The following is a 26,646-nucleotide window of genomic DNA, read 5'->3' as shown; positions in this document are numbered from 1 at the left end:
GGGACCTCTGTTCTGCCGTGCCGCCAGCGACACCGACCTGCTCGCGCTACGGACGGTCCTCCGGAGCACCGCCGTCGGTCGCGTCGTCCTGCACCGGCGGCGTACCGAGAGGCCGCGGCGCAGCCGTGCCGGGCTCGGGCGTGGGCACGTGGCGCTGACCCGGGCCGCCCGGGCGCTGCCCGCGCTCGGCCTCCGGGTCGAACGGCAGGCCCGAGTGCGTGCCCGCGCTCGTGGCGTCTGCCGTCGCGGCCTCCGCCTGACGACGAGCCTCCGCGAGAGCCTCGGCCGGGTCCACCAGTGCAGGGGTGCCGAAGTTGACCCGGTCACGGTCGCGCTCACGACGGGCCGTCTCGGAAGCCTCCGACCCGTCGCCGGACGGCGTGGGCAGCCCCCCGAAGCCCTGGGCGATCGACCCCAGCGCTGCCGTGAACTCGGTGGGGATGACCCACAGCTTGCTCGCGGTGCCGTCGGCGATCTTGGGCAGCATCTGCAGGTACTGGTAGGCGAGCAGCTTGGGGTCCGCGTCGCCCTCGTGGATCGCGTCGAAGACCTGCAGGATGGCGCGCGCCTCGCCCTCCGCGTTCAGGATCGCCGCCTGGGCGTTGCCCTCTGCACGGAGGATCGCGGCCTGCTTCTCGCCCTCGGCCGTCAGGACCTGGGACTGCTTGATGCCCTCGGCCGTCAGGATCGTTGCGCGACGGTCACGCTCGGCACGCATCTGCTGCTCCATGGAGCCCTGCACGCTCGCGGGCGGGTCGATCGACTTGAGCTCGACGCGGTTGACGCGCACGCCCCAGCGCCCCGTCGCCTCGTCGAGCACGCCGCGGAGCTGGCCGTTGATCTGGTCGCGGCTCGTCAGGGTCTGCTCGAGGTCCATGGAACCCACGACGTTGCGCAGCGTGGTGACCGTGAGCTGCTCGATGCCCTGGATGTAGTTCGCGATCTCGTAGACCGCGGACTTGGGCTCGGTGACCTGGAAGTAGATGACCGTGTCGATGCTCACGACCAGGTTGTCCGAGGTGATCACGGGCTGCGGTGGGAACGACACGACCTGCTCGCGCAGGTCCACCCCCGCCCGCACCCGGTCCACGAAGGGGATGAGCAGGTGCAGGCCGGGCTCGAGCGTGCTCGAGTAGCGGCCCAGCCGCTCGATGATCAGCGCGGTCGCCTGCGGAACGATCCGGACCGCCTTCACGAGCGCGACGATCACGAACAGCAGGATCAGTCCGAGGACGATGTACACGGCGATCATTCCGGTGTCTGGGTCACTCATCGATGTTCTCCTGAGGATGGTTCTCGGTGGGCTGACGGGTCGTGCGGAGAGTCGTCGCGCGCAGGGGTCCTGGAGCGCGGGTCAGGCGCTCAGACGCTGTGGCTGTCCGAGGCGAGCGACTGGACGACCGCGGTCGCGCCGTCGATGCGGACGACGCGGACCTCGGTGCCGACGGGGAGCTCGGGCGACCCGTCGACCGTCCGCGCGCTCCAGATCTCCCCCTGGAGCTTGACCCGGCCGCTGAGCCCGGTCACACGGTCGACGACGACGGCGGTCCGGCCGATCTGGGCGGCGGCGCCGGTCTCGGCGAGCGGCACGCGGTGGCGCAGGTGACGCAGCAGCCAGGGGCGCAGCGAGAGCAGCAGGGCGGCCGACACCACGGCGAACGTGACGATCTGCAACCAGAGCGGACCACCGGCCGCGTTGACCCCGGCCGCGGCGAACGCCCCGCCCGCGAACATGATGAGCACGAGGTCGAGGGAGACGATCTCGATCAGGATGAAGAGGAGGCCCGCTCCGACCCACCACAACCAGTCCATGACGGTTCCTTCCGTCGTGAGGCTCGTTCGCTGCACGTCGTCGACGTGCCGACACCACCTGCGTTCTTTGCCCAGATTTTACCGGAAGGACGAGATCCACGCACCTATCGGGCGTGTCGCGGCGCCCCGCGCGCGGCGAGGCGTCAGCGCGCCGCGCGAGCCATCCAGCGACCGCCGCCGTGCGCGACGATCAGCGGCAGGGCGAACGCCTCGCTGAGGTTCTCCGCCGTGAGGACCTCGGTCAGCGGGCCGGCACGGTGCACGGCACCGTCCTTGAGCAGCAGGACGTGCGTGAAGCCCAGCGGGATCTCCTCGACGTGGTGCGTCACGAGGACCAGGACGGGCGAGGCGGGGTCGCTCGCGAGCTCCGAGAGCGCCCCCACGAGCTCCTCGCGCCCACCCAGGTCCAGCCCCGCGGCGGGCTCGTCCAGGAGCAGGAGCTCGGGGTCCGTCATGAGCGCCCGAGCGATCTGCACCCGCTTGCGCTCGCCCTCGCTCAGCGTCCCGAACACGCGCTCGGCGAGCGGCAGGACGTCGAACGCCGCGAGCAGGTCGTCGGCACGCTCGGTGTCGAAGTCCTCGTAGGCCTCGGTCCAGCGGCCCGTGACCCCGTACGCCGCGGTCAGCACGACGTTGCGCACGGTCTCCGCTGCCGGGATGTGCTCGGCGAGCGCGGCGCTCGCGAGCCCGATCCGCGGACGCAGACCGAACACGTCGGTGCGCCCGAGGCGCTCGCCCAGGACCTCCGCGGTCCCCGCCGTGGGGTGCATGCGCGCCGCAGCGATCTGCAGCAGGGTCGTCTTCCCGGCGCCGTTGCGGCCCAGGATCACCCACCGCTCGCCCTCGTTCACCTGCCAGTCCACGGAGTCGAGGATGGTCTTCGTGCCACGGCGCACCGTGACTGCCTGCAGGTCCAGAACCGAGCTCATGGGACACGACCCTATAGGTTGGCTGACGTGGAATCCCACTCGACCCTCCCGCTCCCCCGCGCCGTCGTCCTCGCCCTGTGGGTGCAGGCGCTGGCACCGTCCCCCGGCGAGACCGGTGCACCGGACGACGCGCTCCTCCGGCGGGCCGTCGCGGCCGTCCGGCAGGACGACGAACCTCACACCGTCGAGGGCCCGGACGAGGCCACGACCCTCCTCGAGCTGCTCACGCGCTGGACGCGCACGCCCGTCGAGGTGTGCGCCGTGCTGCCCGCGCCGGGCGACGTCCTCGGCGTGCCCGCCGCGGTGAGCGCGGACGCGACCGACGCGCAGGAGTGCCTGCTCGTGCAGTCCGCGACCGGCGCGTGGGCGCTCGTGCCCGAGGTCACGGAGTTCGGGAGCGTGTACGAGACCGGCCACCTCGTCGCGTGGCGCATGACACCCGTGCCGACGTGGCGCACCCAGGTGCTCGCCGCCGTCGGGCCGCTCGCGGACGCCGAGCGCGACCTGCGCGTGGCCCTGCTGACCGCGACCGAGGCCCTGGCGTCCCTGGACGTCGCGCGCTGGCGCGAGGACGCGGCCGAGACCATCGCGTCGCTCCGCTCCACGACTCCCCCGGACTGGCCGCTGCCCGCGGTGCGCGGGGAGGCCGAGGCGCGTCGGGTGCGCGTGCTCGCCCAGGCCGCGCGGCTGCGGGCCATCGTGGACCTGGCCACGGCCGACGACGGCGGCGCGGTCAACCTCTGGCAGGCCGACCAGCGCTCGACCGCGCTGCGCGAGGTCGACCGGGCCGCGCGGCGCGCCCTGTCCGCCGCGACCGCCCGCTACGCGACGGGACCGGACCCGAGCACGCTGCGGTAGACCTCGAGCGTGCGGTCCGCGATCGCGTCCCACGCGAAGTGCTCCTCGACGCGCGTGCGGGCCGCGCGACCCATCTCCCGGGCACGCTCGGGGTCGGACACGACCGCGACGAGCGCCGCGGCGAGGTCGGCGACGAACCTCTCCGGGTCCACGGGTGTGCCCGTCCCGTCGTCGACCTGCTCGATCGGGACGAGGAGCCCCGTGACGCCGTCGTCGATCACCTCGGGGATCCCGCCGGTCGCAGAACCGACGACGGGGAGGCCCACGGCCATGGCCTCGAGGTTGACGATGCCCAGGGGCTCGTAGACCGAGGGGCAGACGAACACGGTCGAGGCCGCGAGGACCGCCACGAGCTCCTCGCGCGGGAGCATCTGCTCGATCCACACGACCCCCGTGCGCTGCTCGGCGAGGCGCCCGACGGCGTCGCTCACCTCGGCCGCGATCTCCGGGGTGTCGGGGGCACCGGCGCACAGGACCAGCTGGACCTCGGGCGGGAGCTGCTCGGCCGCGCGCAGCAGGTACGGCAGTCCCTTCTGCCGCGTGATGCGCCCCACGAAGACCACGGCCGGGCGCTCGGGGTCGATCCCCAGGTCGCGGACCACGCGGTCGGCCGCGGCGACCTGCGCCTCGGACCCGGGGCGACGCCACCCGTCGAGGTCGATCCCGTTGTGGACCACGTGGACCCTGGCCGGGTCGACGTCGGGGTAGCAGCGCAGGATGTCCGCGCGCATGCCCGCCGAGACCGCGATGATGCCCGCGGCCGCCTCGTAGGCCGTCTTCTCGGCCCAGCCCGACAGCGCGTAGCCTCCGCCGAGCTGCTCGGCCTTCCACGGCCGCAGGGGCTCGAGCGAGTGCGCGCTGAGGACGTGCGGGATCCCGTGCAGCAGCGACGCCAGGTGCCCGCCGAGGTTCGCGTACCAGGTGTGCGAGTGGACGAGGTCGGCGCCCGCGACGTCGTCGGCCATCGCCAGGTCCACGCCGAACGTCCCCAGGACCGGGTTCGCCGACGCGAGCGAGCCCGGGACCGAGTAGCCCGTGACCCCCTCCTCGCTGCGCGGTCCGTCGAACGCGCGCACGCGCACGTCGATGCGCTCGCGCAGCACGCGGGACAGCTCGGCGACGTGGACGCCGGCACCCCCGTAGACGTGGGGCGGGTACTCACGGGTCAGCAGGTCGACTCTCACGCGGCACACGCTAGCGCGGACCGCGCGGCTCGTGCGCACCGCCCCGCCCGACCGGGCGCGTCGGGGTCCGCGCGGACCGGTGCGCCCCGTCGGGGGACCCGACCGGTCCGGCCGTGGGACGACCGGCGACCACCCTGCGGTTCGGGCACGGCGAACCACGCTCGTGGCCTTATGGTTTTGCCCATGGCCGCCCCACGTGTCCTTGCAATCGTCCTCGCCGGTGGCGAGGGCAACCGGCTCATGCCGCTCACCGCCCACCGCGCCAAGCCGGCCGTCCCCTTCGGCGGTATCTACCGCCTGGTCGACTTCGCGCTGTCCAACCTGGTGAACTCGCACTACCTGCACATCGTCGTGCTGACGCAGTACAAGTCCCACAGCCTCGACCGCCACATCACCAAGACGTGGCGCATGTCGTCGTTGCTCGGGAACTTCGTCGCGCCGGTGCCGGCACAGCAGCGGGTGGGCAAGCACTGGTACCTCGGCAGCGCCGACGCGATCTACCAGTGCCTCAACATCATCGAGGACGAACGCCCCGACATCGTCGTGGTCGTCGGTGCGGACCACGTGTACCGCATGGACTTCTCCCAGATGGTCGACGCGCACATCGCCTCGGGCGCCGAGCTCACGGTCGCCGGCATCCGCCAGCCCATCTCCATGGCCGACCAGTTCGGCGTCATCGACACCGACCCCGAGGACCCCACCAAGATCCGCGCGTTCCTCGAGAAGCCGACCGACCCCGTCGGCCTGGCCGACTCCCCGCGCGAGATCCTCGCGTCCATGGGCAACTACGTCATCAACGCCGACGCCCTCGTCGCCGCCGTGACGGCCGACGCGAGCGACCCCGACTCCCGTCACGACATGGGCGGCGACATCGTCCCTGCGTTCGTCGAGCGCGGCACCGCGGGCGTCTACGACTTCATCCGCAACGACGTCCCCGGCTCCACGGACCGCGACCGCGACTACTGGCGCGACGTCGGGACCCTCGACGCGTACTACGACGCGAACAAGGACCTCATCTCGATCACGCCCGTCTTCAACCTGTACAACGACGAGTGGCCCCTGCACACCGGGTACGTGGGCCTGCCGCCCGCGAAGTTCGTCCACTCGGGGCAGGGTCGCCTGGGCCACGCCGCCGACTCGCTCGTGTCCCCCGGTGTCATCATCTCCGGCGCGACCGTCGTGGGCTCGGTCCTGTCCCCCGGCGTCTACCTGCACTCCTGGTCGTCCGTCTCGGACTCGGTCCTCATGGACGGCGTCCAGGTCGAGCGGCACGCCCAGGTCCACCGCGCGATCCTCGACAAGAACGTGATCGTCACCGAACGCGCCCGGATCGGGCTGGACCCCGCGCAGGACCGCGCACGGGGCTTCACGGTCACCGACTCGGGCATCACCGTCGTCCCCAAGGGAACCATCGTTGAATAGCACCATGACCCACCGCCCCGTCTCGACCCGCCGGCTCGTGGTGATGGACGTGGACTCCACGCTCATCACCCAGGAGGTCGTCGAGCTCCTCGCCGACCACGCCGGGACCCGCGCGCTCGTCACGGACGTCACCGAGCGCGCGATGCGCGGGGAGATCGACTTCGCGGAGTCGCTGCGCGAACGCGTCGCGACGCTGGCGGGGGTCCCCGTCTCGGCGTTCGAGGACGTGCTCGGCCGGGTCACGCTCACGCCGGGCGCCCCGGAGCTCGTCGCGGAGCTCCAGCGCCGCGGGTGGACCGTGGCACTGGTGTCGGGCGGCTTCGAGGAGATCGTCGCTCCCCTGGCCGCACGCCTGGGGATCACGCACTTCCGGGCCAACCGACTCGAGGTCGCCGACGGAGTCCTCACGGGGCGCACGACCGGGCCCGTGGTCGACCGTGCCACCAAGGAGGCCACGCTGCGCGAGCTCGCGGCCGCCGAGGGCGTCGACATGGCGGACACCGTCGCGATCGGTGACGGCGCCAACGACCTCGACATGATCGGGGCCGCCGGGATCGGGATCGCGTTCGCGGCCAAGCCGGTCGTGGTCGCCCAGGCGCCGTACTCGGTGCCCGGTCCGCGCCTCGACGCGGTGCTGGAGATCATCGACGCGCAGCCTCACACCGACTGACGCCTCCACGACGAAGGCCCCTTCCCCCGCGCGGGGCAGGGGCCTTCGTCGTGGAGGCGGGACCTCAGCTCGAGGGGCGCCCGACGTACGTGAGGTTCGCGACGCCGTCGCGCCACTCGCTCCACGGCGTGTCGGACTCCAGCACGCTGTACGTCGCGGTCGGGACACCGACGCGGACCTGGGCCAGCGCACCCGAGTCCGAGGACGGCGAGGCGAGCTGGGCCGCGGTCGCCGCCATGGTCGGCTCGTGCCCGATCACCAGGACGGTGCGCACCCGGGAGTCGGCGCCGTGGACCAGGTCCACGACGTCCTTGACCCCCGCGGCGTACAGGGTGTCCGTCACGACGACAGCGGGGGCGACGTCGCCGAGGTTCGCGGAGAGCAGCTCCCACGTCTGGCGTGTGCGCAGCGCGGAGGAGCACAGGACGAGCTCGGGGACGAGCGCGGAGTGGGCGAGCGCAGCACCGACCCGACCGGCCTGACGCCGGCCGTTGAGCGCGAGCGGACGCAGGACGTCGTCGACGCCCCCCGCGGGCTCGGCCTTGGCGTGCCGGAGCAGCACCAGCCGGTGGGTACGGCCCGGGTTCCCGGGCCCGGCGGCGTCGAAGGACGCCGCCGATCGGCCATCTCGCACGTTCGTCCCTCTCGTCACAGACCCATGGCGTGCACGCCGCCGTCGACGTGCACGATCTCCCCCGTGGTCGCGGGGAACCAGTCTGACAGGAGTGCGACGACCGCGCGTGCGGCGGGCTCGGCGGTCATCTGGTCCCAGCCGAGGGGTGCGCGCTCGGGCCAGCCGCCCTCCATCTTCTCGAAGCCCGGGATGGACTTCGCGGCGGTCGTGCGGATCGGGCCCGCCGAGACGAGGTTGGCGCGGATGCCCTCGGGGCCGAGGTCGCGTGCAAGGTAACGGTTCGCGGACTCGAGCCCGGCCTTCGCGACGCCCATCCAGTCGTACACGGGCCACGCGAACTGCGCGTCGAACGTCAGCCCGACGACGGCGCCGCCGTTCGTCATGAGCGGCTTCGCGGCCACGGCGAGGGACTTGTAGGAGAAGGTCGAGACCTGCAGAGCGGTCGCGACGTCCTCCCAGCTCGCGGACAGGAAGTTGCCGCCCATGACGCTCTGCGGCGCGAACCCGATCGAGTGGACGACGCCGTCGAGCGTGTCGACGTGCTCGCGGACGGCGTCGGCCAGCCCGGCGAGGTCCTCGTCGTCGGTCACGTCGAGCTGCACGACGGGCGCCTCGACGGGCAGGCGCTTCGCGAACGCCTGCGTGAGCTTCATCTGGCGACCGAACGAGGAGAGCACGACGGTGGCCCCCTCCTCCTGCGCGAGCCGGGCCGCGTGGAACGCGATCGAGGAGTCGGTGAGGACACCGGTGACCAGGAGCTTCTTGCCTTCGAGCAGACCCATCAGTTCTTCTTCCGTTCTTTCGTCGTGCGCTGCTTGAGCGTACTCATGGACGACCCGCCCGGGTAGTTCTGGAGGGGTCGCGCGGTGTGTCGAGGAGCACGCTGCGCTCCCCGGGAGGTTCGAGGTGGTGGTCGACGGCCCGACGACCGGTCAGTGCCCCATGCCGAGGCCGCCGTCGACGGGGATCACGGCGCCGCTGATGTAGCCCGCCTCGGGCGACGCCAGGAACTGCACGACTCCCGCGACCTCGTCGGGCTGGGCGAAGCGCCCGGCGGGGATGTTGGCCTTGTACTGCTTCTGACGCTCCTCGGGCAGCTCGGCGGTCATGGCCGTCTCGATGAAGCCCGGGGCGACGACGTTGGCCGTGATGCCCCGCCCGCCCAGCTCGCGCGTGATCGAGCGGGCCATGCCGACCAGGGCCGCCTTGGACGCCGCGTAGTTGACCTGGCCGGGGCCGCCGTAGAGGCCCACGACCGACGAGATGAGGACGATGCGCCCGCGTCGCAGCCGGATCATGCCCTTGGAGACGCGACGCACGCAGCGGAACGTCCCGGTCAGGTTCACGTCGATGACGGACTCGAACTCGTCGTCGGTCATGCGCATGAGGAGCTGGTCGCGGGTCACGCCCGCGTTCGCGACGAGGACCTCGACCGGGCCGAGCTCGGCCTCGATCGCGGTGAAGGCCGCGTCGACGGCGTCGGTGTCGGTGATGTCGCCCACGACGCCGAAGACGCCGTCGGGCAGGTCGCCGCTGCGGTAGATGGTCGCGACGCGGTCGCCGTTCGCGACGAAGCGCTCGGCGATCGAGCGACCGATGCCCCGGTTGGCACCCGTGACGACCACGGTGCGCGGGCTGGGGGAAGCGGGGGCTTCGGACACGACATCTCCTCGTTCAGTGGTGTGGGAGGCGACGCCCGCGGCGGGAGGGGTCCCGCGCGGCCGGCTGATCGCCGCAACGACCGTACCGCGCGGCCCGGACCCCGTGCGCGCAGGGACCATCACAGGCGGCCGGGGTCCTTTGTCGAGTTCCGACAAACGTAGGATGGAGAGGTGAGCAGCAACAACCAGGTGCCGAGCATCTCGAACGCACCGGAGTCGCTCGCGGAGGACCAGGCGCGGCGCACCAGGCGCTACCTCATCCAGATGGGGATCCGGCTCGTGTGCTTCCTCGCCGCGGTGGTCGTCCACGGGTGGTTCTCGTTCGTCCTGATCGGCGCCGCGATCGTGCTGCCGTACGTCGCGGTGCTGCTCGTCAACGCGGGTCGGGACCAGAAGACCTACGACGTCTCCCCCATGGAACGGCTCCAGGTCGACGCCGCGCCCGACCACCGGAGCCTCGGGCGGGTCGTCGAGCTCGACGACGAGGGCCAGGTCCGCGACGACGTCCAGGGCACCACCGCCGGTGCGCCGCCCGCCGATGCCCACGAGACGCCCCGCGACCGCACGCCCCACCGGACCACCGACCGAACCACCGACCGAACCACCGACCAGGAGCCGCACGATGGTTGACCTCCTCCACCTTGCCGACCCCGTCGACGAGGGCGAGCTGATCTGCAGCGGCAAGGGCTGCCGCGCCGAGGCCGTCTGGGGGCTGCTCTGGAACAACCCCAAGCTGCACACGCCCGAGCGCCGCAAGGTCTGGCTCGCGTGCGACGACCACCGCGAGCACCTCGAGACGTTCCTCGGGGCGCGTGACTTCTGGAAGCAGACGGTCCCCGTGGCGGACCTCGAGCGTCGGCCCGAGCTGTGACCCACCCTTCCCCCGGCGCCGACCTCCCGGGCGGCTCGCACGAGACCCCTGCCCCGGGGGGTGCTCGCCGGCCCGACGCGGCCCAGCTCGCGCACGACGTCTCGCGCGACGCGAAGGCCGAGCCCCGGACGCTGCGCCAGTGGGTCACCCTGGCCCTCGGGGTCCTGCTCGTGGCGGCGCTGTGCGTGCTCGCGGGCCGGTGGCAGTGGCACCGCTACGAGTCGCGCTCGGCGCAGATCGAGATCATCGAGTCGAACTACGACGCGGCCCCCGTCCCCCTGACGGACGTCCTGGCGGGGCCCGGGGCGGTCCTGGACCCCCAGGACGTGTGGCAGCGGGTGACGCTCGAGGGGACCTACGTCGAGGACGCCACGGTCCTGCTGCGCAACCGGCCTGCGGGCGGCAAGGCGGGGTTCCACGTCCTGGTGCCGTTCGTGACCACCCCGACCGACGACGGCGAGCAGGTCGTCATGGTCGTCGACCGCGGGTTCGTGCCTCTCGGCGCCGACGCGAGCGCCCCGGACGAGGTGCCCGCTCCCCCGGCGGGCACGGTCGAGGTGACGGTCAGCCTGCGCGCGGACGAGCCGGCGTCGAGCCGTGACGCCCCGGCAGGCCAGGTCCAGGCCATCAACACGGCCCAGGTCCTCGCCGAGGGGCCCGACGGCGCCGCGTGGGCCGAGGGGGCGACCGTGGGCGCGTACGGCTCGCTCCGGGCAGAGGTCCCCGCCCCCGCCACGGCGCTGCGAGCGCTCCCCGTGCCGGACACCGACCCGGGCTCGCACCTGTCGTACACGTTCCAGTGGTTCGTGTTCGCGGCGGGGGCGATCGGCGGGTTCCTCATCCTGATCCGCCGCGAGAAGCGCGAGACCGTGACCGCGGGCGACCTGCTCGGCGAGGAGCGGGCGTCCGGCCGGGCACCGGGCGAGACCCCGCCCCGCCGCAAGCGCGGTCCCACGGCCGAGGAGGAGGAGGACGCGCTCATCGACGCGCAGCTCCCCGAGCCTCGCCCCTGACGGCGCGAGAGACCAGGTACGACGACGGCCCGCCTGCTCCGAGGAGCGGGCGGGCCGTTCGTGCTTCCCACGCCGGGCACGTCCGTCGGCTCCCTGCCGGGGGCCTGCGCGCCGTCAGGCCAGGGAGATGAGCTCCGCGTAGGAGTCGTTCCACAGGTCCTCGTCGCCGTCGGGCAGCAGCAGGACGCGCTCGGGCGAGAGCGCCTCGACCGCGCCGTCGTCGTGGGTGACCATGACGACGGCCCCCTCGTAGTTCTTGAGGGCGTCGAGGATCTCGGCGCGCGAGGCCGGGTCCAGGTTGTTGGTGGGCTCGTCGAGGAGCAGCACGTTCGCACCCGAGACCACGATGGTCGCGAGCGCGAGGCGCGTCTTCTCGCCGCCGGACAGCACGTTCGTGGGCTTGTTCGCGTCGTCCCCGGAGAACAGGAACGAGCCGAGCACCGAGCGGACCTGCGTGTCGGTGAGGTCCGGCGCGGCGTGGCGCAGGTTCTCGACCACGGTCACGTCCATGTCCAGGGTGTCGTGCTCCTGGGCGTAGTAGCCCAGCTTGAGCCCGTGCCCGGCGATGACCTCACCCGTGTCCGGCTTCTCGACGCCTGCCAGGATGCGCAGCAGGGTCGTCTTGCCCGCACCGTTGAGCCCGAGGACCACGACGCGGCTGCCGCGGTCGATCGCGAGGTCCACGCCCGCGAAGATCTCCTGCGAGCCGTACGACTTGGACAGGCCCTCGGCCGTGATGGGCGTGCGGCCGCACGGCGCCGGGGTCGGGAAGCGCAGCTTGGCGACCTTGTCGCTCACGCGCTCGCCCTCGAGGCCTGAGAGCATGCGCTCGGCGCGCTTGATCATGTTCTGCGCAGCCACGGCCTTGGTGGCCTTGGCGCGCATCTTCTCGGCCTGCGCGAGGAGCGTGCCGGCCTTCTTCTCGGCGTTGGCGCGCTCGCGGCGACGACGGCGCTCGTCGGTCTCGCGCTGCTCGAGGTACGCCCGGTAGCCCAGGTTGTACTGGTCGAGGACACCGCGCGTCGCGTCGAGGTAGAAGACCTTGTTGACGGTCGCCGAGAGCAGCTCGACGTCGTGGCTGATGACCACGAACCCGCCCGAGTAGTTCTTCAGGTAGTCGCGCAGCCACAGGATCGAGTCGGCGTCGAGGTGGTTGGTCGGCTCGTCGAGCAGCAGCGTCTCAGCACCCGAGAACAGGATGCGCGCGAGCTCGATGCGTCGGCGCTGACCGCCGGAGAGGGTCTTGAGGGGCTGCGCGAGGATGCGGTCGTCGAGCCCCAGGTTCGACGTGATGCGCTGCGCCTCGCTCTCCGCGGCGTACCCGCCGGCGGCCGTGAAGCGCTCCTCGAGCTTGGGGTAGCGCTCCATCGCGGCGAGGTGCGTCTCCTCGTCGGCGCTCGCCATCTCGCCCTCGGTCTCGCGCATCTTGCGCACGAGCACGTCGAGGCCGCGGGCCGAGAGCACACGGTCCATCGCGATCACGTCCAGGTCGCCCGTGCGCGGGTCCTGCGGCAGGTAGCCGACCTCACCCGTCCGCACGATCTGCCCCGCCGTCGGCAGGGTCTCCCCCGCGAGGGTCTTCGTCAGGGTGGTCTTGCCCGCTCCGTTGCGACCCACCAGGCCGATCCGGTCTCCGGCTGCGATGCGGAAGGACGCCTCGTCCAGCAGGACGCGGGCGCCGACGCGCAGCTCGACGGCGTGGGCAGTGATCACAGAGAGTTCCTCCGGTGGGGAGTCAGGGGGCAGGGGGTGGGTGCGACGCGCTGTGCGCGAGACACAAACGCCACCGATTCTAGTGCCGTGCGGCCGCAGGCGGAACGGGATTTCGCGGGCTGGTCCGTCACAGTCGGCCGCGAGCCGCCGAGAACGGGGTGGTGGCCGCGCTGGGGACCTCGACGACCTCAGGTCCGTCCGCGGCCCGCCCGCAGGCCCGACGGCGTCGCTCACCTCCCGGGGCGAGCCGCGCCCGGCCACGACGGCACCGCAGGGGCGTGACGCCGTCGGGTCCTACCACCGACGCACCGTCGTCGCCCGAGATGGCACCGCAGGACGCCGTGACCTGCGACGACGAGTAGCGTTGGCCCCGTGACGTTCAACGAGGGTGGTTCATTCGAGGGTGGCCGGGTCCGCAAGGGCGGGCGCGGCAAGGGGCCCGTGATCGCGGGCGGCGGCATCGCGGCCGTGCTCGTGGCGGTCGTGGTCGCGCTCCTCAACGGCGGCGACCTGGGCAGCGTGCTCGGGACGGTGAGCGAGCAGGTCCAGCCCGCCGGGGCCGAGGACACCGCGCAGCAGCAGTACGTCGAGGAGTGCACGGTCGAGCAGGCCAACACCGAGCGCGAGTGCCGGCTGTCCGCCACGGCGCTCTCGCTCGACGACTACTGGTCGGAGGCGCTGCCCGACCAGGTCGGCGTCGACTACGTCGTGCCCGACGTCGTGAGCTTCGAGGCGGCGACCGCGACCGGGTGCGGGTCCGCGACGAGCGCTGTCGGCCCCTTCTACTGCCCGCCCGACCAGACCGTGTACATCGACGTGTCGTTCTTCGACGAGCTGCGCGACCGCTTCGGTTCGTCGGGTGGACCGCTCGCCGAGGAGTACGTCGTCGCGCACGAGTTCGGGCACCACATCGAACAGCTCTCGGGCGCGATGGCGTCCGCCGACCGCTCCGGGACCGGGCCCGAGTCCGACTCGGTGCGCATCGAGCTCATGGCCGACTGCCTCGCCGGCATGTGGGCCGGGAACGCGGCGACGAACATCGACGACAAGCGCGGCGTACCGTTCATGCAGGAGATCACGCCCACCGACCTGAAGGACGCCCTGTCCGCCGCCTCGGCAGTGGGCGACGACCGCATCCAGCAGTCCGCGACCGGCTCGGTGAACCCCGAGGCGTGGACGCACGGGTCGAGCGAGCAGCGCCAGCGCTGGTTCATGACGGGCTACGACGGCGGGACGTTCCAGGACTGCAACGCGCTCGAGGCGTCGACGCTCTGAGCCTGAAGCGCCGCTACCGCCGGACCGATGAGTTCACGGCCGTCCCCCCGTCTCAGTGGTGAGACCAGGCCGCCGCCAGGCGGCGCCACGGCAGGGGAACGACACGGACGGGGACGGACCCATGGCAGAGCTGCTCGTCGACTTCATCACCTCGCTCGACGGCTACGCGTCGGGCGAGGGCTGGCCCGGGTTCTGGGGGCTCGAGGGCCCCGAGTACCTCGGGTGGCTGCAGGAGCAGCCCGAGGTCACGTACCTGATGGGCGCGAACACCTACCGGCTGATGTCGGGCTTCGCGGCCGGTCAGGTGCCCGAGGGGACGGACGAGTTCACGGCCGACGAGGAGGCGTCGGTCGACGAGCTCACGGCGGCTCGGAAGGTCGTCTTCTCCAGCACGCTCCCCGAGCCCTTGACGTGGCCGAGCTCCACGCTGGTGCGCGGCGACGCGGTGGAGGCGGTCCGCGCCCTGAAGGACACCGAGGACGGGATCCTCAGCACGATCGGCAGCCTCAGCCTGGCACGAGCGCTGCTGCGGGCCGGGCTCGTCGACCGGTTCCGGGTGGGGATGTTCCCCGTCATCACCGGCGCGACCGGATCTGAGCGGATCTACGACGGCTACCCCGACGTCGTGCTCGAGATGACCGACCACCGCACCTTCGACACCGGCATCCAGATCGTCGAGTACCGCCCGCGCGTCCTGGAGGGCCCGCCCCTGGCGGCAGCCGACAGGTGAAGGCGCCGGGGCGGACGAGGCTCAGGCGTCACGGCGCCCGGCACCCCGGCACCCGGGCGGGCACCCGGGCACCGACGACCGACCCGGTGCCGCCGGTCCGGGTTCCTCGGACCGAGGAACCCGGACGCGTTCACCGCGTCAGCTCACCATGACGCGCTGGTGGAGGTTCTGCACCGCGTACCGTGCCGACCAGAAGGCACCGTGCTGCCACGCGGAGATCTCCGACATCCAGTCCCCCGCGAAGTACGTGTTGCCCACGCCCTGCTGAAGCTGCTTGAACCGCGGCGACGCGGTGTTCGGGTAGGCCCACGCACCCTCGATGTAGGGGACCTTGTGCCAGGCGATCGAGAACGAGCTCTGCAGCTCCGTGCGGTACTTCTCGCCATGGATCTTGACGCCCTGCTCGACCGCGCGCATCTGTCGTTGCCGCGGAGTCATGTCGGCGTAGGCTCGGGCGTTCGCACCCGTGTTGTAGTACCCGACGACGAGGCCCTTCTTCTCGCCGTACCCGTACGAGGGGTACCAGATGTGGGCGAGGTCCATGTCGGTCTCGGTGACCCCGCCGAAGATGCGGTGGTCGTCCTCCCAGAAGCGCGACCGGTACTGCAGGCCGATCTTGCCCGCCGGCGAGCCGACCGCGAACTCACCCAGCGCGGCGTCGATGTCGGGGCCCCAGTTGGTGGCCCAGCGACGCATGAGACCCGCCGGCGCGGACACGATCGCGAAGTCCGCCTCGATCTGCCGCGCCTTGCCGTTCGCCGCCGTGTAGCTGACCTTGACTCCACGGCTCGTGTTCTCGACCCCGGTCACCGGTGAGCTGAAGTGCACGTTCTGCTTGCCGATCGCGCGCACGAAGTACTCGTACGTCGTGTCCATGCCGCCCTTGGGCTGGAACATGAGCATCGACTGCTCCCAGTTGATCTCGAACGGGAAGTACTGGCCCACCTTCGAGGCGAGCACCTCCGAGACCGTGCCAGGGCCGGGCAGCGGTGTGCCGTGCTCGTTCCAGGCCGACGGGTAGACCGAGTACCCGCGGTTGCTCCCGCCCTGGTACTTCCCGTCGGCCGTGAGCGACCCCCAGCTGCGCAGGAAGGAACGCAGGTTCTCCTTGTCCGCAGCGGTCAGCTTCTGGTCCAGGGCCCCCTGGTCCGTCGCGTAGCCGAGAAGCTCGGAGGTGTACCCGAACACGTCCGCCTTGGCCGTGCGGTAGCGGACCGGGTTGCCCGGGGTGGCGCCCGAACGCTCGTTGTAGAGGTAGGCGTCGGCGTTCGCGTTGGTGAAGACCTCGTACGGCACTCCCAGCTCGCGCAGGTAGTCCATGGTGACCATCCACTGCGCGATGCGACCGGCGCCGGCGTTCATGTACAGGCCGTCGGCGAATCGCGCCGTCTGCGTGACGCCGTTGACGTCCGTCTCGGAGTCGCCGCCCCGGATCGTCAGGGTGCGCCCACCGGCCCGGTGGCGCGCCTCGAGCACCGTGACCTTGTAGCCCGCCTTCTGCAGCTCGTACGCCGACGCCAGACCCGCCGGGCCGGCCCCGACCACGACGACCTTCTTGGCCGAGCGCCCGGTCAGGGAGAAGTCGCTCCCCCGGGGAGGGGTCCAGGACTCGTTCCGGGGCTGGGCCGCGGCCGTCGGGGCGAGGCCGACGGCTCCCATCGTCGCGAACATGACGCCGGCGCTCGAACCCACGCCGACCGCCTGGAGGAAGCTTCGGCGTGAGACGCCGGAGGAGTCGTTCTCTGAGACCACGATGCCCTACCTCTCGTCTGAGGTCTGACGGGCGACGTCCTCGACCGCGAGCGCGGGGCCGCCGTCAGCACCGAGGGTGACGCTAGGGCCGCCTCGTCTCCTGGAGAGGTCCTGGGCGTTTCGTCGTAGTTGCCCGCGGTAACGAGTCCGTTTCGACCCGTTGCTCCAGGTCGCAGGCAGGGGGCGAGAACGGATGGTCGGCCGGCGGGACGGACTTCAGAACGCCTCCGGACGTTCACCGACCGGAAACGACTCCTGGTTACGTTCCTGGCCAACCGGTTCTCGACGGACCGGCACCCACCGGCGTCATCTCGCCCGCACCGTGCCCCGGAGGCCCTCATGAAGAACAGCGTCAAGATCCTCACCGCGGTCGTCGTGACCGCGGCCGTCGCGATCCCGGGAACCGCCTACGCGAAGGACAGGCTCTTCGCACCGCACCCGACCGAGGCCGTCGCACTCGTCACGGGCGACACCCCGTCGATCGCCAACGGCGTCGCGATCGGCAAGAACGTCTCCTGGTACAAGTCGTCGGGGCTCGGCCCGTCCGCGATGAACACCGCGCCAGGGGTGTCGGCCGAAGCGCGCTACATCCCGACCGACGTCTTCCCGGGCGGCCAGCTCCCGGCCGGTGTGACCATCACCGAGGCCCAGGGCATCAACGTCCTCATGCGCATCGGCGAGAACCTGACGAAGGCCGGGCTCTCCTACGAGGACGTCGTCTCGATGCGGGTCTTCCTGCAGAACCCCCAGGGCGCCGAGAAGATGGACTTCGACGGCTGGAACCGTGCCTACCGGCAGTTCTTCGCCAACACGAACCTGGCCACCGGCGCGACCCTCGACGTCCAGCTCGGTTCCGCCACCACCAAGCCCATGGTCGTCAACGAGACCCGTCCCTCGCGCTTCGCGCTGGAGATCGAGAACCTGCCCGTCAACGGCTGGCTGGTCGAGGTCGAGGTCGACGCCGTCTACCCGGGGACGGACCACAAGCACTCGAAGTAGCGTGCCGCGGGACGACCGGCCGCCGTCCCCCGCACGCCCGAGGGCTCTCACCCGATCAGCAGATCAGGTGAGAGCCCTCGTCCAGGATCCAGGTCAGACGTTGAAGCCCAGCGCGCGCAGCTGGTCCTTGCCGTCCTGCGTGATCTTCTCGGGGCCCCACGGCGGCATCCAGACCCAGTTGACCCGGAAGCCGTCGATCAGACCGTCGAGGGACTGCGCCGTCTGGTCCTCGATGACGTCCGTGAGCGGGCAGGCCGCCGACGTGAGCGTCATGTCGATCACGGCGTGGTTGTTCTGGTCGACCTGGATGCCGTAGACGAGGCCGAGGTCGACGACGTTGATGCCGAGCTCGGGGTCGATGACGTCGCGCATGGCCTCCTCGACGTCGGCCGCGGTCGGCGGGGTCGGCGCCGCAGAGGCGGCGGGGGTCTCGGTCGTCATCGGTTCTCCTGAGGTGACTGAGTGGACGTGGTCTGGTCGAGCTCGGGCTGGGTGGCGTGGGCGTCCGCGAGGACCCCGGACGTCGCCAGGGTGTCACGCAGGGCTGCCCAGCCGAGCAGCGCGCACTTGATGCGGGCCGGGAACTGCGCGACCCCGGTGAAGGCCGTGGCGTCGCCGAGCTGGTCCTCGAGGTCGTCGTCGAGGCCCTTGCCGCGCGACTGCATGAGCTGGCGGAAGACGTCGCCCAGGTGCTCCGACTCGGCGACGGGCGCGCCCGTCACGAGGTCCGTGAGCACGGACAGCGAGGCCTGCGAGATGCTGCAGCCCTGCCCCTCCCAGCTCACGCTCGAGATGGTCGGGGCCTTCGGGTCGGCGGTGTCGAACTCGACGCGCATCGTGACCTCGTCGCCGCACGTGGGGTTGATCTGGTGCGACTCACCGTGCAGGTGCCCCTCGGAGAGTTCCACGAAGCCTCGCCCGTGGGGGGACTTCGCGTGGTCGAGGATGACCTGCTGGTACATCTGCTCCAACGAGCTGCTCATGGCGGGGGTCGTGCTCCTTCGGTACATCCTGCGGGGCCGTGGGGACCGCGCGAACAAGTGTGGGACGTGCGGGTTCTCAGTCCACTGAGAAGAACGCCCGGACCCCCGCCAAACCTTCCCGGAACGCCGTGACGTCCTCGGACGTCGTGTACACCGAGGCCGAGGCGCGCGCCGTGGCGGCGATCCCGAACCGGCGGTGCAGGGGCTGCGCGCAGTGGTGACCGACCCGCACCGCGATCCCGGCGGCGTCGAGCACCTGGCCCACGTCGTGGGCGTGGACGCCGTCGACGACGAACGAGACGACCGCGAGGCGGTCCTCGGGGGTGGTGGGGCCGATGATCCGCACGCCGGGGACGTCCGCGATCTTGAGCAGCTCGACCGCGAGGTCGTGCTCGTGGGCGGCGACGTTCGCCATGCCCAGCTCGTCGAGGTACTGCGCGGCGACGCCGAGCCCGACGATCTGCGCGACGGCCTGCGTGCCGGCCTCGAAGCGCTGCGGCGGCGGCATGTACGTCGCCTCGGTCATCGTGACGACCTCGATCATGGAGCCGCCCGTCGTGACCGGGGGCAGCGCCTCGAGCAGCTCGCGGCGCCCGTAGAGCGCGCCGACGCCCGTGGGCCCGAGCATCTTGTGCCCGGAGAACGCCGCGAAGTCGACGTCGAGCGCGTGCAGGTCGACGGGCAGGTGCGGGACCGACTGGCAGGCGTCGAGGACCGTGAGGGCCCCGACCTCCTGGGCCCGCGCCACGATCGGCGCGACGGGCGTGATCGCGCCCGTCACGTTCGAGGCGTGCGTGAACGCGACGACGCGCGTGCGCTCGGTGATGACCGAGTCGGCCTCGTCGACGCGGACGCGCCCGTCGTCGTCCACCCCGAACCAGCGCAGCACCGCCCCGGTGCGCGCGGCGAGCTCCTGCCACGGCACGAGGTTGGCGTGGTGCTCGGCCTCCGTGAGGACGATCTCGTCGCCCGGCGCCAGGGCGAAGCGACGGGCCGCCTCTCCCCCGCGGCCGATGCTCGCGTTGGACAGCGCGTAGGTGACGAGGTTGATCGCGGCCGTGGCCCCGGAGGTCCACACGATCTCGTCCGTGTCGGCCCCCACGAAGCGTGCGACCGCCGCCCGGGCGTCCTCGAACGCCTCGGTCGCCTCCTCCGCGAGCTGGTGCGCACCGCGGTGCACCGCGGCGTTGCGCTCCTCGTAGAAGTCGACCTCGGTGTCGAGGACGACCTGCGGCTTCTGCGAGGTCGCGCCCGAGTCGAGGTAGACGAGCGGACGGCCACCCCGCACCGTGCGGGCGAGCAGCGGGAAGTCGGCTCGCACGGCGGCGAGCTCGGTGGCGCTCAGCCCTGCCCGCACGGTGTCGGTGGTGGTCATCGCAAGTCTCCTCGGGTTGTCAGGTGCCCGCCGGCGGACCGGCGGACGGCTGGACGGGTCAGGCCGTGGCCGCACCCGTCAGGAAGCGGTCGTAGCCCTCGTTCTCGAGGCGCTCGGCGAGCTCGGGGCCGCCCTCCTCGGCGATGCGGCCGTCGACGAACACGTGCACGAAGTCCGGCTTGATGTAGCGCAGGATGCGCGTGTAGTGCGTGATGAGCAGCACGCCGACGTCCGTGGACTCCTTGGCGCGGTTGACGCCCTCGGAGACGATGCGCAGCGCGTCGACGTCGAGGCCCGAGTCGGTCTCGTCGAGGATCGCGATGCGCGGCTTGAGCAGCTCCATCTGCAGGATCTCGTGGCGCTTCTTCTCACCGCCGGAGAAGCCCTCGTTGACCGAGCGCTCGGCGAAGGACGAGTCCATGCGCAGGTTCTCCATGGCGCCCTTGACGTCCTTGACCCACGTGCGCAGCGCGGGGGCCTCGCCGTCGATCGCGGTCTTCGCGGTGCGCAGGAAGTTCGAGACGGACACGCCGGGGACCTCGACCGGGTACTGCATGGCGAGGAACATGCCGGCGCGGGCGCGCTCGTCGACCGTCATCGCGAGGACGTCCTCGCCGTCGAGCGTCACGGTGCCGCCCGTGATCGTGTACTTGGGGTGCCCGGCGATCGAGTACGCGAGGGTCGACTTGCCCGAGCCGTTGGGGCCCATGATCGCGTGCGTCTCGCCGCTGTTGATGGTCAGGTCGACGCCGCGCAGGATCGGCTTCGGCCCTTCCTTGGTCTCGACGCTGACGTGCAGGTCGCGGATCTCCAGAGTGGACATGTGGTGTTCTCCAGTATTCGAGAAAAGTTCAGGGGTCAGGACGGGGAGACGGTCTGGTCGATGTCGACGAGCACGCGCTCGCCGTCGATCGTGACCGGGTAGACGGGCACGGGGCGCATCGCGGGCAGCGCGGTGGGCATGCCGGTCCGCAGGTCGAACTGCGAGCCGTGCAGCCAGCACTCGATGAAGCAGCCCTCGACCTCGCCGTCGGACAGCGAGACCGCACCGTGGGAGCAGATGTCCGAGATGGCGTGCCAGTTCCCGTCGCCGTCGCGGACGACCGCGACCTCGACGGGGCCGCTCTCGCCCTCGAGCTCCACGCGCAGCGCCTCCTCGGGCGCCACGTCGTCGGTCATGCAAGCAAGCTGTGCAGTCATGCGGGTCCGGTCACCGGCCTTCGATGACGCTCATCGACTTGGCGAGCTCGGCCTCGATCGACTCGAGCAGGCGCTCCTCGACCGAGGGGACGCCGATCTCCTGGATGAGCTCTGCGAAGAAGCCACGGACCACGAGACGACGGGCGTCGGTCTCGGGGATGCCGCGGGCCTGCAGGTAGAAGAGCTGCTCGTCGTCGAAGCGACCGGTGGCCGAGGCGTGCCCGGCCCCCTCGATGAGGCCCGTCTCGATCTCGAGGTTCGGGACCGAGTCCGCGCGCGCGCCGTCCGACAGGACGAGGTTGCGGTTGAGCTCGTAGGTGTCCGTGCCCTCTGCCTCGGTGCGGATCAGCACGTCGCCGACCCAGACCGTGTGCGCGCCCTCGCCCTGCAGCGCGCCCTTGTACGTGACGCGGGACTTGCAGCTGGGGACGGCGTGGTCGACGAAGAGGCGGTGCTCCTGGTGCTGGTCGGCGTCCGCGAAGTACAGGCCGACCATCTCGACCTCGCCACCGGTGCCGGTGAACTCGGCGTCGGGGGTCACGCGGACGACGTCGCCGCCGAACGTCACGACGACGTGCTTGAGCTTGGCGTCGCGGCCGATGCGGGCGCGGTGCGAGCTCGCGTGGACCGCGCCCTCGCTCCAGTCCTGCACCGAGACGACCGTGAGGTGGGCGCCGTCCTCGACGACGATCTCGACGGTCTCGGTGAGCGTCGCGGAGCCGACGTGGTCGATGACGACGACGGACTCGCTGTGCCGCTGCGCGTGGACCAGCAGGTGCGTCGCGGTGGGCTCGTCGGACAGGCCCTCGATGCGCACCGAGGTGACCTCGCTGGCCACGGCCTCGGCCGGGATCGTGACGACGGTCGCCTCGGAGAACGCGTTCCACGCGGTCACGGCGGTGCGGTCGCCCGGGACGCCCGCGCGGCCGAGCCGCTCGTCGTCACGGCCGACGATCTCGACCGTGACCTCGGGCGCGTCGACCACGGTCGTGCGCACGCCGGCGCTGCCGAGCGTCGTCGAGAACAGCGGGGCGAGGCGCTTGACCGGGGAGAAGCGCCACTCCTCCTCGCGGCCGGTGGGCTCGGTGATCACGGCCGGGTCGAACGACGTGATGCGCTCGGCGCGGGAGCCCTGCGGCGTGCCGCCGACCCCGTGCGAGTGAGCGCCGTCCTGGGTCGCCTGGGAGTGGTCCGTGCTCAGGCCGACGGGGTCGGTCTGGGGGGTGCTCGCAGTAGTAGTCATTTAGCCGACGGACCCTTCCATCTGCAGTTCGATGAGGCGGTTGAGCTCGAGCGCGTACTCCATGGGCAGCTCACGGGCGATGGGCTCGACGAACCCGCGCACGATCATGGCCATGGCCTCGGTCTCCGCCATGCCTCGGGACATGAGGTAGAACAGCTGGTCCTCGCTCACGCGCGACACGGTCGCCTCGTGACCCATCGAGACGTCGTCCTCGCGGACGTCGACGTACGGGTAGGTGTCGGACCGGGAGATCTGGTCGACGAGCAGCGCGTCGCACAGAACGGTGGAGGCGGAGTGCTCCGCTCCCTCGAGGACCTGGACGAGGCCGCGGTAGGACGTGCGTCCACCGCCGCGCGCCACGGACTTCGAGACGATCGAGGAGGACGTGTGCGGGGCCGCGTGCACCATCTTGGCGCCTGCGTCCTGGTGCTGGCCCTCGCCCGCGAACGCGATCGACAGCGTCTCGCCCTTGGCGTGCTCGCCGAGCAGGTAGATCGCGGGGTACTTCATGGTGACCTTGGAGCCGATGTTGCCGTCGACCCACTCCATGGTCGCGCCCTCGGCCGCCGTCGCGCGCTTGGTGACGAGGTTGTACACGTTGTTCGACCAGTTCTGGATGGTCGTGTAGCGCACGCGGGCGTTCTTCTTGACGATGATCTCGACGACCGCGGAGTGCAGCGAGTCGCTCGAGTAGATCGGGGCGGTGCAGCCCTCGACGTAGTGCACGTACGAGCCCTCGTCCGCGATGATCAGCGTGCGCTCGAACTGGCCCATGTTCTCCGTGTTGATGCGGAAGTAGGCCTGCAGCGGGATCTCGACGTGGACGCCCGGGGGGACGTAGACGAACGAACCGCCGGACCACACGGCCGAGTTGAGCGCGGCGAACTTGTTGTCACCCGAGGGGATGACGGTGCCGAAGTACTCCTGGAAGAGCTCGGGGTGCTCGCGCAGCGCGGTGTCGGTGTCGAGGAAGATGACGCCCTGCTTCTCGAGCTCCTCGTTGATCTGGTGGTAGACCACCTCGGACTCGTACTGGGCCGCGACGCCGGCGACGAGGCGCTGCTTCTCCGCCTCGGGGATGCCGAGCTTGTCGTAGGTCTCCTTGATGTCCTCGGGCAGGTCGTCCCAGGAGGTGGCCTGCTTCTCGGTGGACCGCACGAAGTACTTGATGTTGTCGAAGTCGATGCCCGACAGGTCGCTGCCCCAGTTGGGCATGGGCTTCTTGTCGAACAGGCGCAGGGCCTTGAGGCGGTAGTTCAGCATCCACTCGGGCTCGCTCTTGAGCGCGGAGATGTTGCGCACGACCGCCTCGGAGAGGCCGCGCTGCGCGGTCGCGCCGGCATCGTCCTTGTCGTGCCAGCCGTAGCCGTAGGAGCCGATCGAGGCGATGATCTCCTCGTCGGACTGGCCGGTGCTCTGGGACACGCCAGCGGTGTCCTGGGTGGGAGCGCTCATGTCATTCCTTCCACGTTCCGTCGGACGACGGAGGGGGGCGGTGGGCGGTGGTCGGTGAACCTGTCGGTTCGGGGTGTCGTGCTGGGGGGTGCGCCGGGGCGCGCGGTCCGCGCGCGGTGGCACGGCGTTCGGTGGTCTCGTGCCCGACGGAGTCGCGCGCCTCGGGTGCTCGGACGGTCCCCGGCAGGACGGGGACGTTGGTGGTGCACGCGTGCCCGCCGCCCGCGAGGGTCGCGAGCCGCTGGACGTGCGAGCCGAGGAGCCGGGAGAAGACCTGGGCCTCGGCGTCGCAGAGCTGGGGGAACTCCTCCGCGACGTGCTGGACGGGGCAGTGGCCCTGGCACAGCTGGACGGTCGCGGTGCCCGCGACGGGGCGCACGCTCGCCGCGAAGCCGTCCTCCGCGAGGACCGTGGCGAGCTGCTCGGCCCGGCCCGCGACGTCGTCGGCCGTGATGCGGCTCGCGTAGCGGTCCGTGAGCGCCTCGAGCCGGCGGTGCGCGAACTCCTCGACCGCGTCCTCCCCCGCGACGTCGCGCAGGTAGCGCAGCGCCTGGGTCGCGAGGTCGGGGTAGGCGCCCGAGAGCTCTGACTGCCCGCGGTTCGTGGCGACGTAGTGCCGGGCGGGGCGCCCGCGCATCCCGGTCGCCGTCCCCGACTCGTGGACGGCGATGAGGCCGTCGGTCTCGAGCTGGGCGAGGTGTCGGCGGACGCCTGCGGGCGTGAGGCCGAGGTCGGTCGCGAGCGAGGCGGCGCTCACGGGGCCGTCGGAGACGATGAGCGCGAGGACGCGCTCACGGGTCGTGCCGTCGCCGTCGACGGGGGCGGGTCCGGGGACGGTCGCGGCGCTCGGCGCGCGGGAGGTGCGTGCGTCCTCGCTCATGCCTCACCTCCACGTCGTGTCCGGCCTGCTGGTTCCTTCCGCCTGGCCCGCGGGCGCGCGAGATCCCGGGAGGCGTCGTCGATATAGGTAACAGTCTCATGCGCTAATTGTTCCGGCGCAAGCAAGGCGTACCTCACACCGGGCCCCAGGCGGCTCCCCTACAATCGCCACCGTGCCCGACTCCCCTGCCGTCGTCCTCCAGGACGTGGTCAAGCGTTATGACGGCCGGGCGGTCGTCGACCACCTGAGCCTGACCGCCTCGCGCGGCGCCGTGACCGCGGTCCTCGGCCCCAACGGGGCCGGCAAGACCACCACGATCGAGTGCTGCGAGGGCCTGCGTGCCCCCGACGAGGGCAGGGTCGAGGTCCTCGGCCTCGACCCGCTGCTGAACGCGCGTGACCTGCGCCCGCGGGTCGGCGTCATGCTCCAGGACGGCGGGCTGCCCACGGGCGTGCGTGCGCTCGAGATGCTGCACCACGTCGCGTCGATGTACGCCAACCCTCGCGACGTGGCGGAGATCACGGAGCGCCTGGGGCTCGCGAGCTTCGCCCGGACCACGGTCCGGCGGCTGTCGGGCGGCCAGCGCCAGCGTCTCGCGCTCGCCGCGGCGATCGTGGGCCGCCCCGAGGTCGTGTTCCTCGACGAGCCGAGCGCGGGCATGGACCCGCAGAGCCGGCACGCGGTGTGGGAGCTCGTGCGCGAGCTGCGCGCGGACGGCGTCGGGATCGTCCTGACGACCCACCTCATGGACGAGGCCGAGGACCTCGCGGACCACGTGTACATCGTGGACCACGGGCAGGTCATCGCGTCGGGGGCGACGGCCGACCTGCTGCACGCGGGGCCGTCCGCGGACGGGGACCGCACGCTGCGCCTCGAGGCCCGCGAGGGCCTGGACGTGGATGCGCTGCGCGGACGCGTCGAGTCCGGCCTGACGGCGTCACCTGCCTCCGCGTGGACCGTCACCGAGACCCAGCCCGGCTCGTACAGCGTGACGGGGCCGGTCGACCCGTCGACCGTCGCCGTCGTGACCGCGTGGCTCGCGGAGCAGAGCGCGCTCGCCTCGCGTCTCACGATCGGTCGCCGCACCCTCGAGGACGTGTTCCTCGACCTGACAGGACGAGAGCTCCGATGACCGACCAGACGACGGCCGGCCCGGCCGGCCCGGGACCCTCCGTGCCGACCACGACCGACGGCGCGGCCCCGGCGTGGCGCCGGGTCGCGTCCCAGACGGCGTTCGAGACGCGCATGATCCTGCGCAACGGCGAGCAGCTGCTCGTGACGATCGTCCTGCCCGTGATGCTGCTCGTCGGGCTCGCACGCACGAGCCTCGTGGACCTCGACACCCAGGGCTACTCGCGCATCGACTTCGTGACGCCAGGCGTCCTGGCCCTCGCGGTCATGTCGACGGCCTTCACGTCGCAGGCCATCGCGACGGCCTTCGACCGCCGCAACGGCGTGCTGCGGCTGCTGTCCACGACGCCGCTGGGCCGGGGCGGGCTGCTCGCGGGCAAGATCCTCGGGGTCCTCGCGGTCGAGGTCGTCCAGGTGGTCGTGCTCAGCGGGGTCGCGCTCGCGCTCGGCTGGTCCCCGGACCCGGCCGGCGTCCTGCCGGCGCTGCTCGCGGTGCTGCTCGGTACCGCGGCGTTCACGAGCCTCGCGCTCCTGCTCGCGGGGACCCTGCGCGCCGAGGGTGTGCTCGCGGTCGCGAACCTGCTGCTCGTGCTGCTGACCGTCGCGGGGGGCGTGCTCGTCCCGGCCGCCCAGCTCCCGGGCGCGCTCGAGCAGGTCGCGCTCCTGCTCCCGTCGGGCGCGCTCGGCGAGGCCATGCGTGGCGCGCTCCTCCTGGGCGAGGTCCCCGCGTTCTCGGTGGTCGTGCTCCTCGGCTGGACCGCGGCGCTCGGGTGGGGAGCGGGCAAGCTGTTCCGCTGGCACTGACGTCCGCGCACGGACGGGCGCGCGCAGGGGCGCCACGGGGCCAATCTCACAC

Annotated in this window: 28 protein-coding genes; 11 read left to right on the top strand and 17 right to left on the bottom strand. The window is 71.7% G+C overall.

Features of this window, described 5'->3' with window-relative positions:
* Positions 1–46 precede the first annotated feature (46 nt).
* The 3 genes from NHG27_RS06990 to NHG27_RS06980 form a co-directional block, all read right to left on the bottom strand.
* The gene (locus NHG27_RS06990; protein WP_497015417.1) at positions 47–1,273 is read right to left on the bottom strand and encodes an SPFH domain-containing protein; all 1,227 of its coding nucleotides are present in this window, start codon (positions 1,271–1,273) and stop codon (positions 47–49) included.
* Positions 1,274–1,362: 89 nt separating this feature from the next.
* Positions 1,363–1,812, bottom strand: a complete 450-nt coding sequence (locus tag NHG27_RS06985; RefSeq protein WP_497015415.1) for an NfeD family protein — start codon at positions 1,810–1,812, stop codon at positions 1,363–1,365.
* A 143-nt stretch (positions 1,813–1,955) separates the two neighbouring features.
* On the bottom strand, positions 1,956–2,741 hold the full coding sequence (locus NHG27_RS06980) for an ABC transporter ATP-binding protein (protein WP_497015414.1): 786 nt from the start codon (positions 2,739–2,741) through the stop codon (positions 1,956–1,958).
* Between the two features lie 27 nt (positions 2,742–2,768).
* On the opposite strand from NHG27_RS06980, the gene NHG27_RS06975 reads away from it, so the two are divergent.
* A complete protein-coding gene (locus NHG27_RS06975; protein ID WP_497015413.1) occupies positions 2,769–3,599 on the top strand; it encodes an Rv1486c family protein in 831 nt (276 codons plus the stop codon).
* On the opposite strand, the gene glgA is transcribed toward NHG27_RS06975, so the two are convergent.
* Positions 3,563–4,783, bottom strand: coding sequence for a glycogen synthase (glgA, locus tag NHG27_RS06970; RefSeq protein ID WP_497015411.1), 1,221 nt, complete (start codon positions 4,781–4,783; stop codon positions 3,563–3,565). The genes NHG27_RS06975 and glgA overlap by 37 nt on opposite strands.
* Positions 4,784–4,966: 183 nt before the next feature.
* On the opposite strand from glgA, the gene NHG27_RS06965 reads away from it, so the two are divergent.
* A complete protein-coding gene (locus NHG27_RS06965) occupies positions 4,967–6,205 on the top strand; it encodes a glucose-1-phosphate adenylyltransferase (RefSeq protein WP_193720598.1) in 1,239 nt (412 codons plus the stop codon).
* A 4-nt stretch (positions 6,206–6,209) separates the two neighbouring features.
* Positions 6,210–6,875: a phosphoserine phosphatase SerB gene (gene serB, locus NHG27_RS06960; protein ID WP_193720599.1), complete on the top strand. Its 666-nt coding sequence runs from the start codon at positions 6,210–6,212 to the stop codon at positions 6,873–6,875.
* 64 nt (positions 6,876–6,939) lie between these two features.
* On the opposite strand, the gene NHG27_RS06955 is transcribed toward serB, so the two are convergent.
* The 3 genes from NHG27_RS06955 to NHG27_RS06945 all read right to left on the bottom strand — a co-directional run bounded on the left by NHG27_RS06955 (position 6,940) and on the right by NHG27_RS06945 (position 9,170).
* The gene (locus tag NHG27_RS06955) at positions 6,940–7,437 is read right to left on the bottom strand and encodes a SixA phosphatase family protein (RefSeq protein ID WP_497015410.1); all 498 of its coding nucleotides are present in this window, start codon (positions 7,435–7,437) and stop codon (positions 6,940–6,942) included.
* A gap of 86 nt (positions 7,438–7,523) precedes the next feature.
* Positions 7,524–8,291, bottom strand: a complete 768-nt coding sequence (gene fabI, locus NHG27_RS06950) for an enoyl-ACP reductase FabI (protein ID WP_193720602.1) — start codon at positions 8,289–8,291, stop codon at positions 7,524–7,526.
* 150 nt (positions 8,292–8,441) lie between these two features.
* On the bottom strand, positions 8,442–9,170 hold the full coding sequence (locus NHG27_RS06945; RefSeq protein ID WP_321575440.1) for a beta-ketoacyl-ACP reductase: 729 nt from the start codon (positions 9,168–9,170) through the stop codon (positions 8,442–8,444).
* 171 nt (positions 9,171–9,341) lie between these two features.
* On the opposite strand from NHG27_RS06945, the gene NHG27_RS06940 reads away from it, so the two are divergent.
* The 3 genes from NHG27_RS06940 to NHG27_RS06930 are packed head-to-tail and all read left to right on the top strand — an operon-like array spanning position 9,342 to position 11,054.
* On the top strand, positions 9,342–9,800 hold the full coding sequence (locus tag NHG27_RS06940) for a DUF3099 domain-containing protein (protein WP_497015405.1): 459 nt from the start codon (positions 9,342–9,344) through the stop codon (positions 9,798–9,800).
* On the top strand, positions 9,793–10,041 hold the full coding sequence (locus NHG27_RS06935) for a hypothetical protein (RefSeq protein ID WP_138824645.1): 249 nt from the start codon (positions 9,793–9,795) through the stop codon (positions 10,039–10,041). Before NHG27_RS06940 ends, NHG27_RS06935 begins: the two co-directional genes overlap by 8 nt.
* Positions 10,038–11,054, top strand: a complete 1,017-nt coding sequence (locus NHG27_RS06930) for an SURF1 family cytochrome oxidase biogenesis protein (protein WP_497015402.1) — start codon at positions 10,038–10,040, stop codon at positions 11,052–11,054. The genes NHG27_RS06935 and NHG27_RS06930 overlap by 4 nt, the downstream gene beginning before the upstream one ends.
* 114 nt (positions 11,055–11,168) lie before the next feature.
* Here NHG27_RS06930 and NHG27_RS06925 read toward each other — a convergent pair whose 3' ends face one another.
* On the bottom strand, positions 11,169–12,767 hold the full coding sequence (locus tag NHG27_RS06925) for an ABC-F family ATP-binding cassette domain-containing protein (RefSeq protein ID WP_497015399.1): 1,599 nt from the start codon (positions 12,765–12,767) through the stop codon (positions 11,169–11,171).
* Between the two features lie 372 nt (positions 12,768–13,139).
* On the opposite strand from NHG27_RS06925, the gene ypfJ reads away from it, so the two are divergent.
* Both ypfJ and NHG27_RS06915 read left to right on the top strand, forming a co-directional pair.
* Positions 13,140–14,042, top strand: coding sequence for a KPN_02809 family neutral zinc metallopeptidase (gene ypfJ / locus NHG27_RS06920; protein ID WP_497015397.1), 903 nt, complete (start codon positions 13,140–13,142; stop codon positions 14,040–14,042).
* Between the two features lie 121 nt (positions 14,043–14,163).
* The gene (locus NHG27_RS06915; RefSeq protein ID WP_497015396.1) at positions 14,164–14,772 is read left to right on the top strand and encodes a dihydrofolate reductase family protein; all 609 of its coding nucleotides are present in this window, start codon (positions 14,164–14,166) and stop codon (positions 14,770–14,772) included.
* 138 nt (positions 14,773–14,910) lie between these two features.
* Here the strand turns inward: NHG27_RS06915 and NHG27_RS06910 are convergent, their stop codons facing one another.
* Entirely contained in the window at positions 14,911–16,464 is a 1,554-nt protein-coding gene (locus NHG27_RS06910) for a flavin monoamine oxidase family protein (RefSeq protein ID WP_497015395.1), read from the bottom strand.
* 399 nt (positions 16,465–16,863) lie between these two features.
* Here NHG27_RS06910 and NHG27_RS06905 point away from each other — a divergent pair, with 399 nt between their 5' ends.
* Complete coding sequence (locus NHG27_RS06905; protein ID WP_497015393.1) at positions 16,864–17,523, top strand: Rid family hydrolase; 660 nt, start codon at positions 16,864–16,866, stop codon at positions 17,521–17,523.
* A 93-nt stretch (positions 17,524–17,616) separates the two neighbouring features.
* Here the strand turns inward: NHG27_RS06905 and NHG27_RS06900 are convergent, their stop codons facing one another.
* The 8 genes from NHG27_RS06900 to NHG27_RS06865 all read right to left on the bottom strand — a co-directional run bounded on the left by NHG27_RS06900 (position 17,617) and on the right by NHG27_RS06865 (position 24,659).
* Complete coding sequence (locus NHG27_RS06900) at positions 17,617–17,964, bottom strand: metal-sulfur cluster assembly factor (protein WP_056647167.1); 348 nt, start codon at positions 17,962–17,964, stop codon at positions 17,617–17,619.
* Positions 17,961–18,506, bottom strand: coding sequence for a Fe-S cluster assembly sulfur transfer protein SufU (sufU, locus tag NHG27_RS06895; protein ID WP_193720608.1), 546 nt, complete (start codon positions 18,504–18,506; stop codon positions 17,961–17,963). Before sufU ends, NHG27_RS06900 begins: the two co-directional genes overlap by 4 nt.
* A gap of 76 nt (positions 18,507–18,582) precedes the next feature.
* Entirely contained in the window at positions 18,583–19,881 is a 1,299-nt protein-coding gene (locus NHG27_RS06890) for a cysteine desulfurase (protein WP_497015391.1), read from the bottom strand.
* Positions 19,882–19,939: 58 nt separating this feature from the next.
* On the bottom strand, positions 19,940–20,704 hold the full coding sequence (gene sufC / locus NHG27_RS06885) for a Fe-S cluster assembly ATPase SufC (protein WP_193720610.1): 765 nt from the start codon (positions 20,702–20,704) through the stop codon (positions 19,940–19,942).
* A 35-nt stretch (positions 20,705–20,739) separates the two neighbouring features.
* A complete protein-coding gene (locus NHG27_RS06880; protein WP_030152220.1) occupies positions 20,740–21,081 on the bottom strand; it encodes a non-heme iron oxygenase ferredoxin subunit in 342 nt (113 codons plus the stop codon).
* Positions 21,082–21,091: 10 nt separating this feature from the next.
* Positions 21,092–22,324, bottom strand: a complete 1,233-nt coding sequence (gene sufD, locus NHG27_RS06875; RefSeq protein WP_193720611.1) for a Fe-S cluster assembly protein SufD — start codon at positions 22,322–22,324, stop codon at positions 21,092–21,094.
* The gene (sufB, locus tag NHG27_RS06870) at positions 22,325–23,779 is read right to left on the bottom strand and encodes a Fe-S cluster assembly protein SufB (protein WP_193720612.1); all 1,455 of its coding nucleotides are present in this window, start codon (positions 23,777–23,779) and stop codon (positions 22,325–22,327) included.
* A 1-nt stretch (position 23,780) separates the two neighbouring features.
* Complete coding sequence (locus tag NHG27_RS06865; protein ID WP_497015389.1) at positions 23,781–24,659, bottom strand: helix-turn-helix transcriptional regulator; 879 nt, start codon at positions 24,657–24,659, stop codon at positions 23,781–23,783.
* Positions 24,660–24,831: 172 nt separating this feature from the next.
* On the opposite strand from NHG27_RS06865, the gene NHG27_RS06860 reads away from it, so the two are divergent.
* Positions 24,832–25,791, top strand: coding sequence for an ABC transporter ATP-binding protein (locus tag NHG27_RS06860; protein WP_497015387.1), 960 nt, complete (start codon positions 24,832–24,834; stop codon positions 25,789–25,791).
* The gene (locus tag NHG27_RS06855; protein ID WP_497015385.1) at positions 25,788–26,594 is read left to right on the top strand and encodes an ABC transporter permease; all 807 of its coding nucleotides are present in this window, start codon (positions 25,788–25,790) and stop codon (positions 26,592–26,594) included. Before NHG27_RS06860 ends, NHG27_RS06855 begins: the two co-directional genes overlap by 4 nt.
* Positions 26,595–26,646: the final 52 nt, after the last annotated feature.

It is taken from the genome of Oerskovia sp. 140933 (genome assembly GCF_059651515.1).
This window is presented reverse-complemented; position numbering and strand designations above follow the sequence as displayed.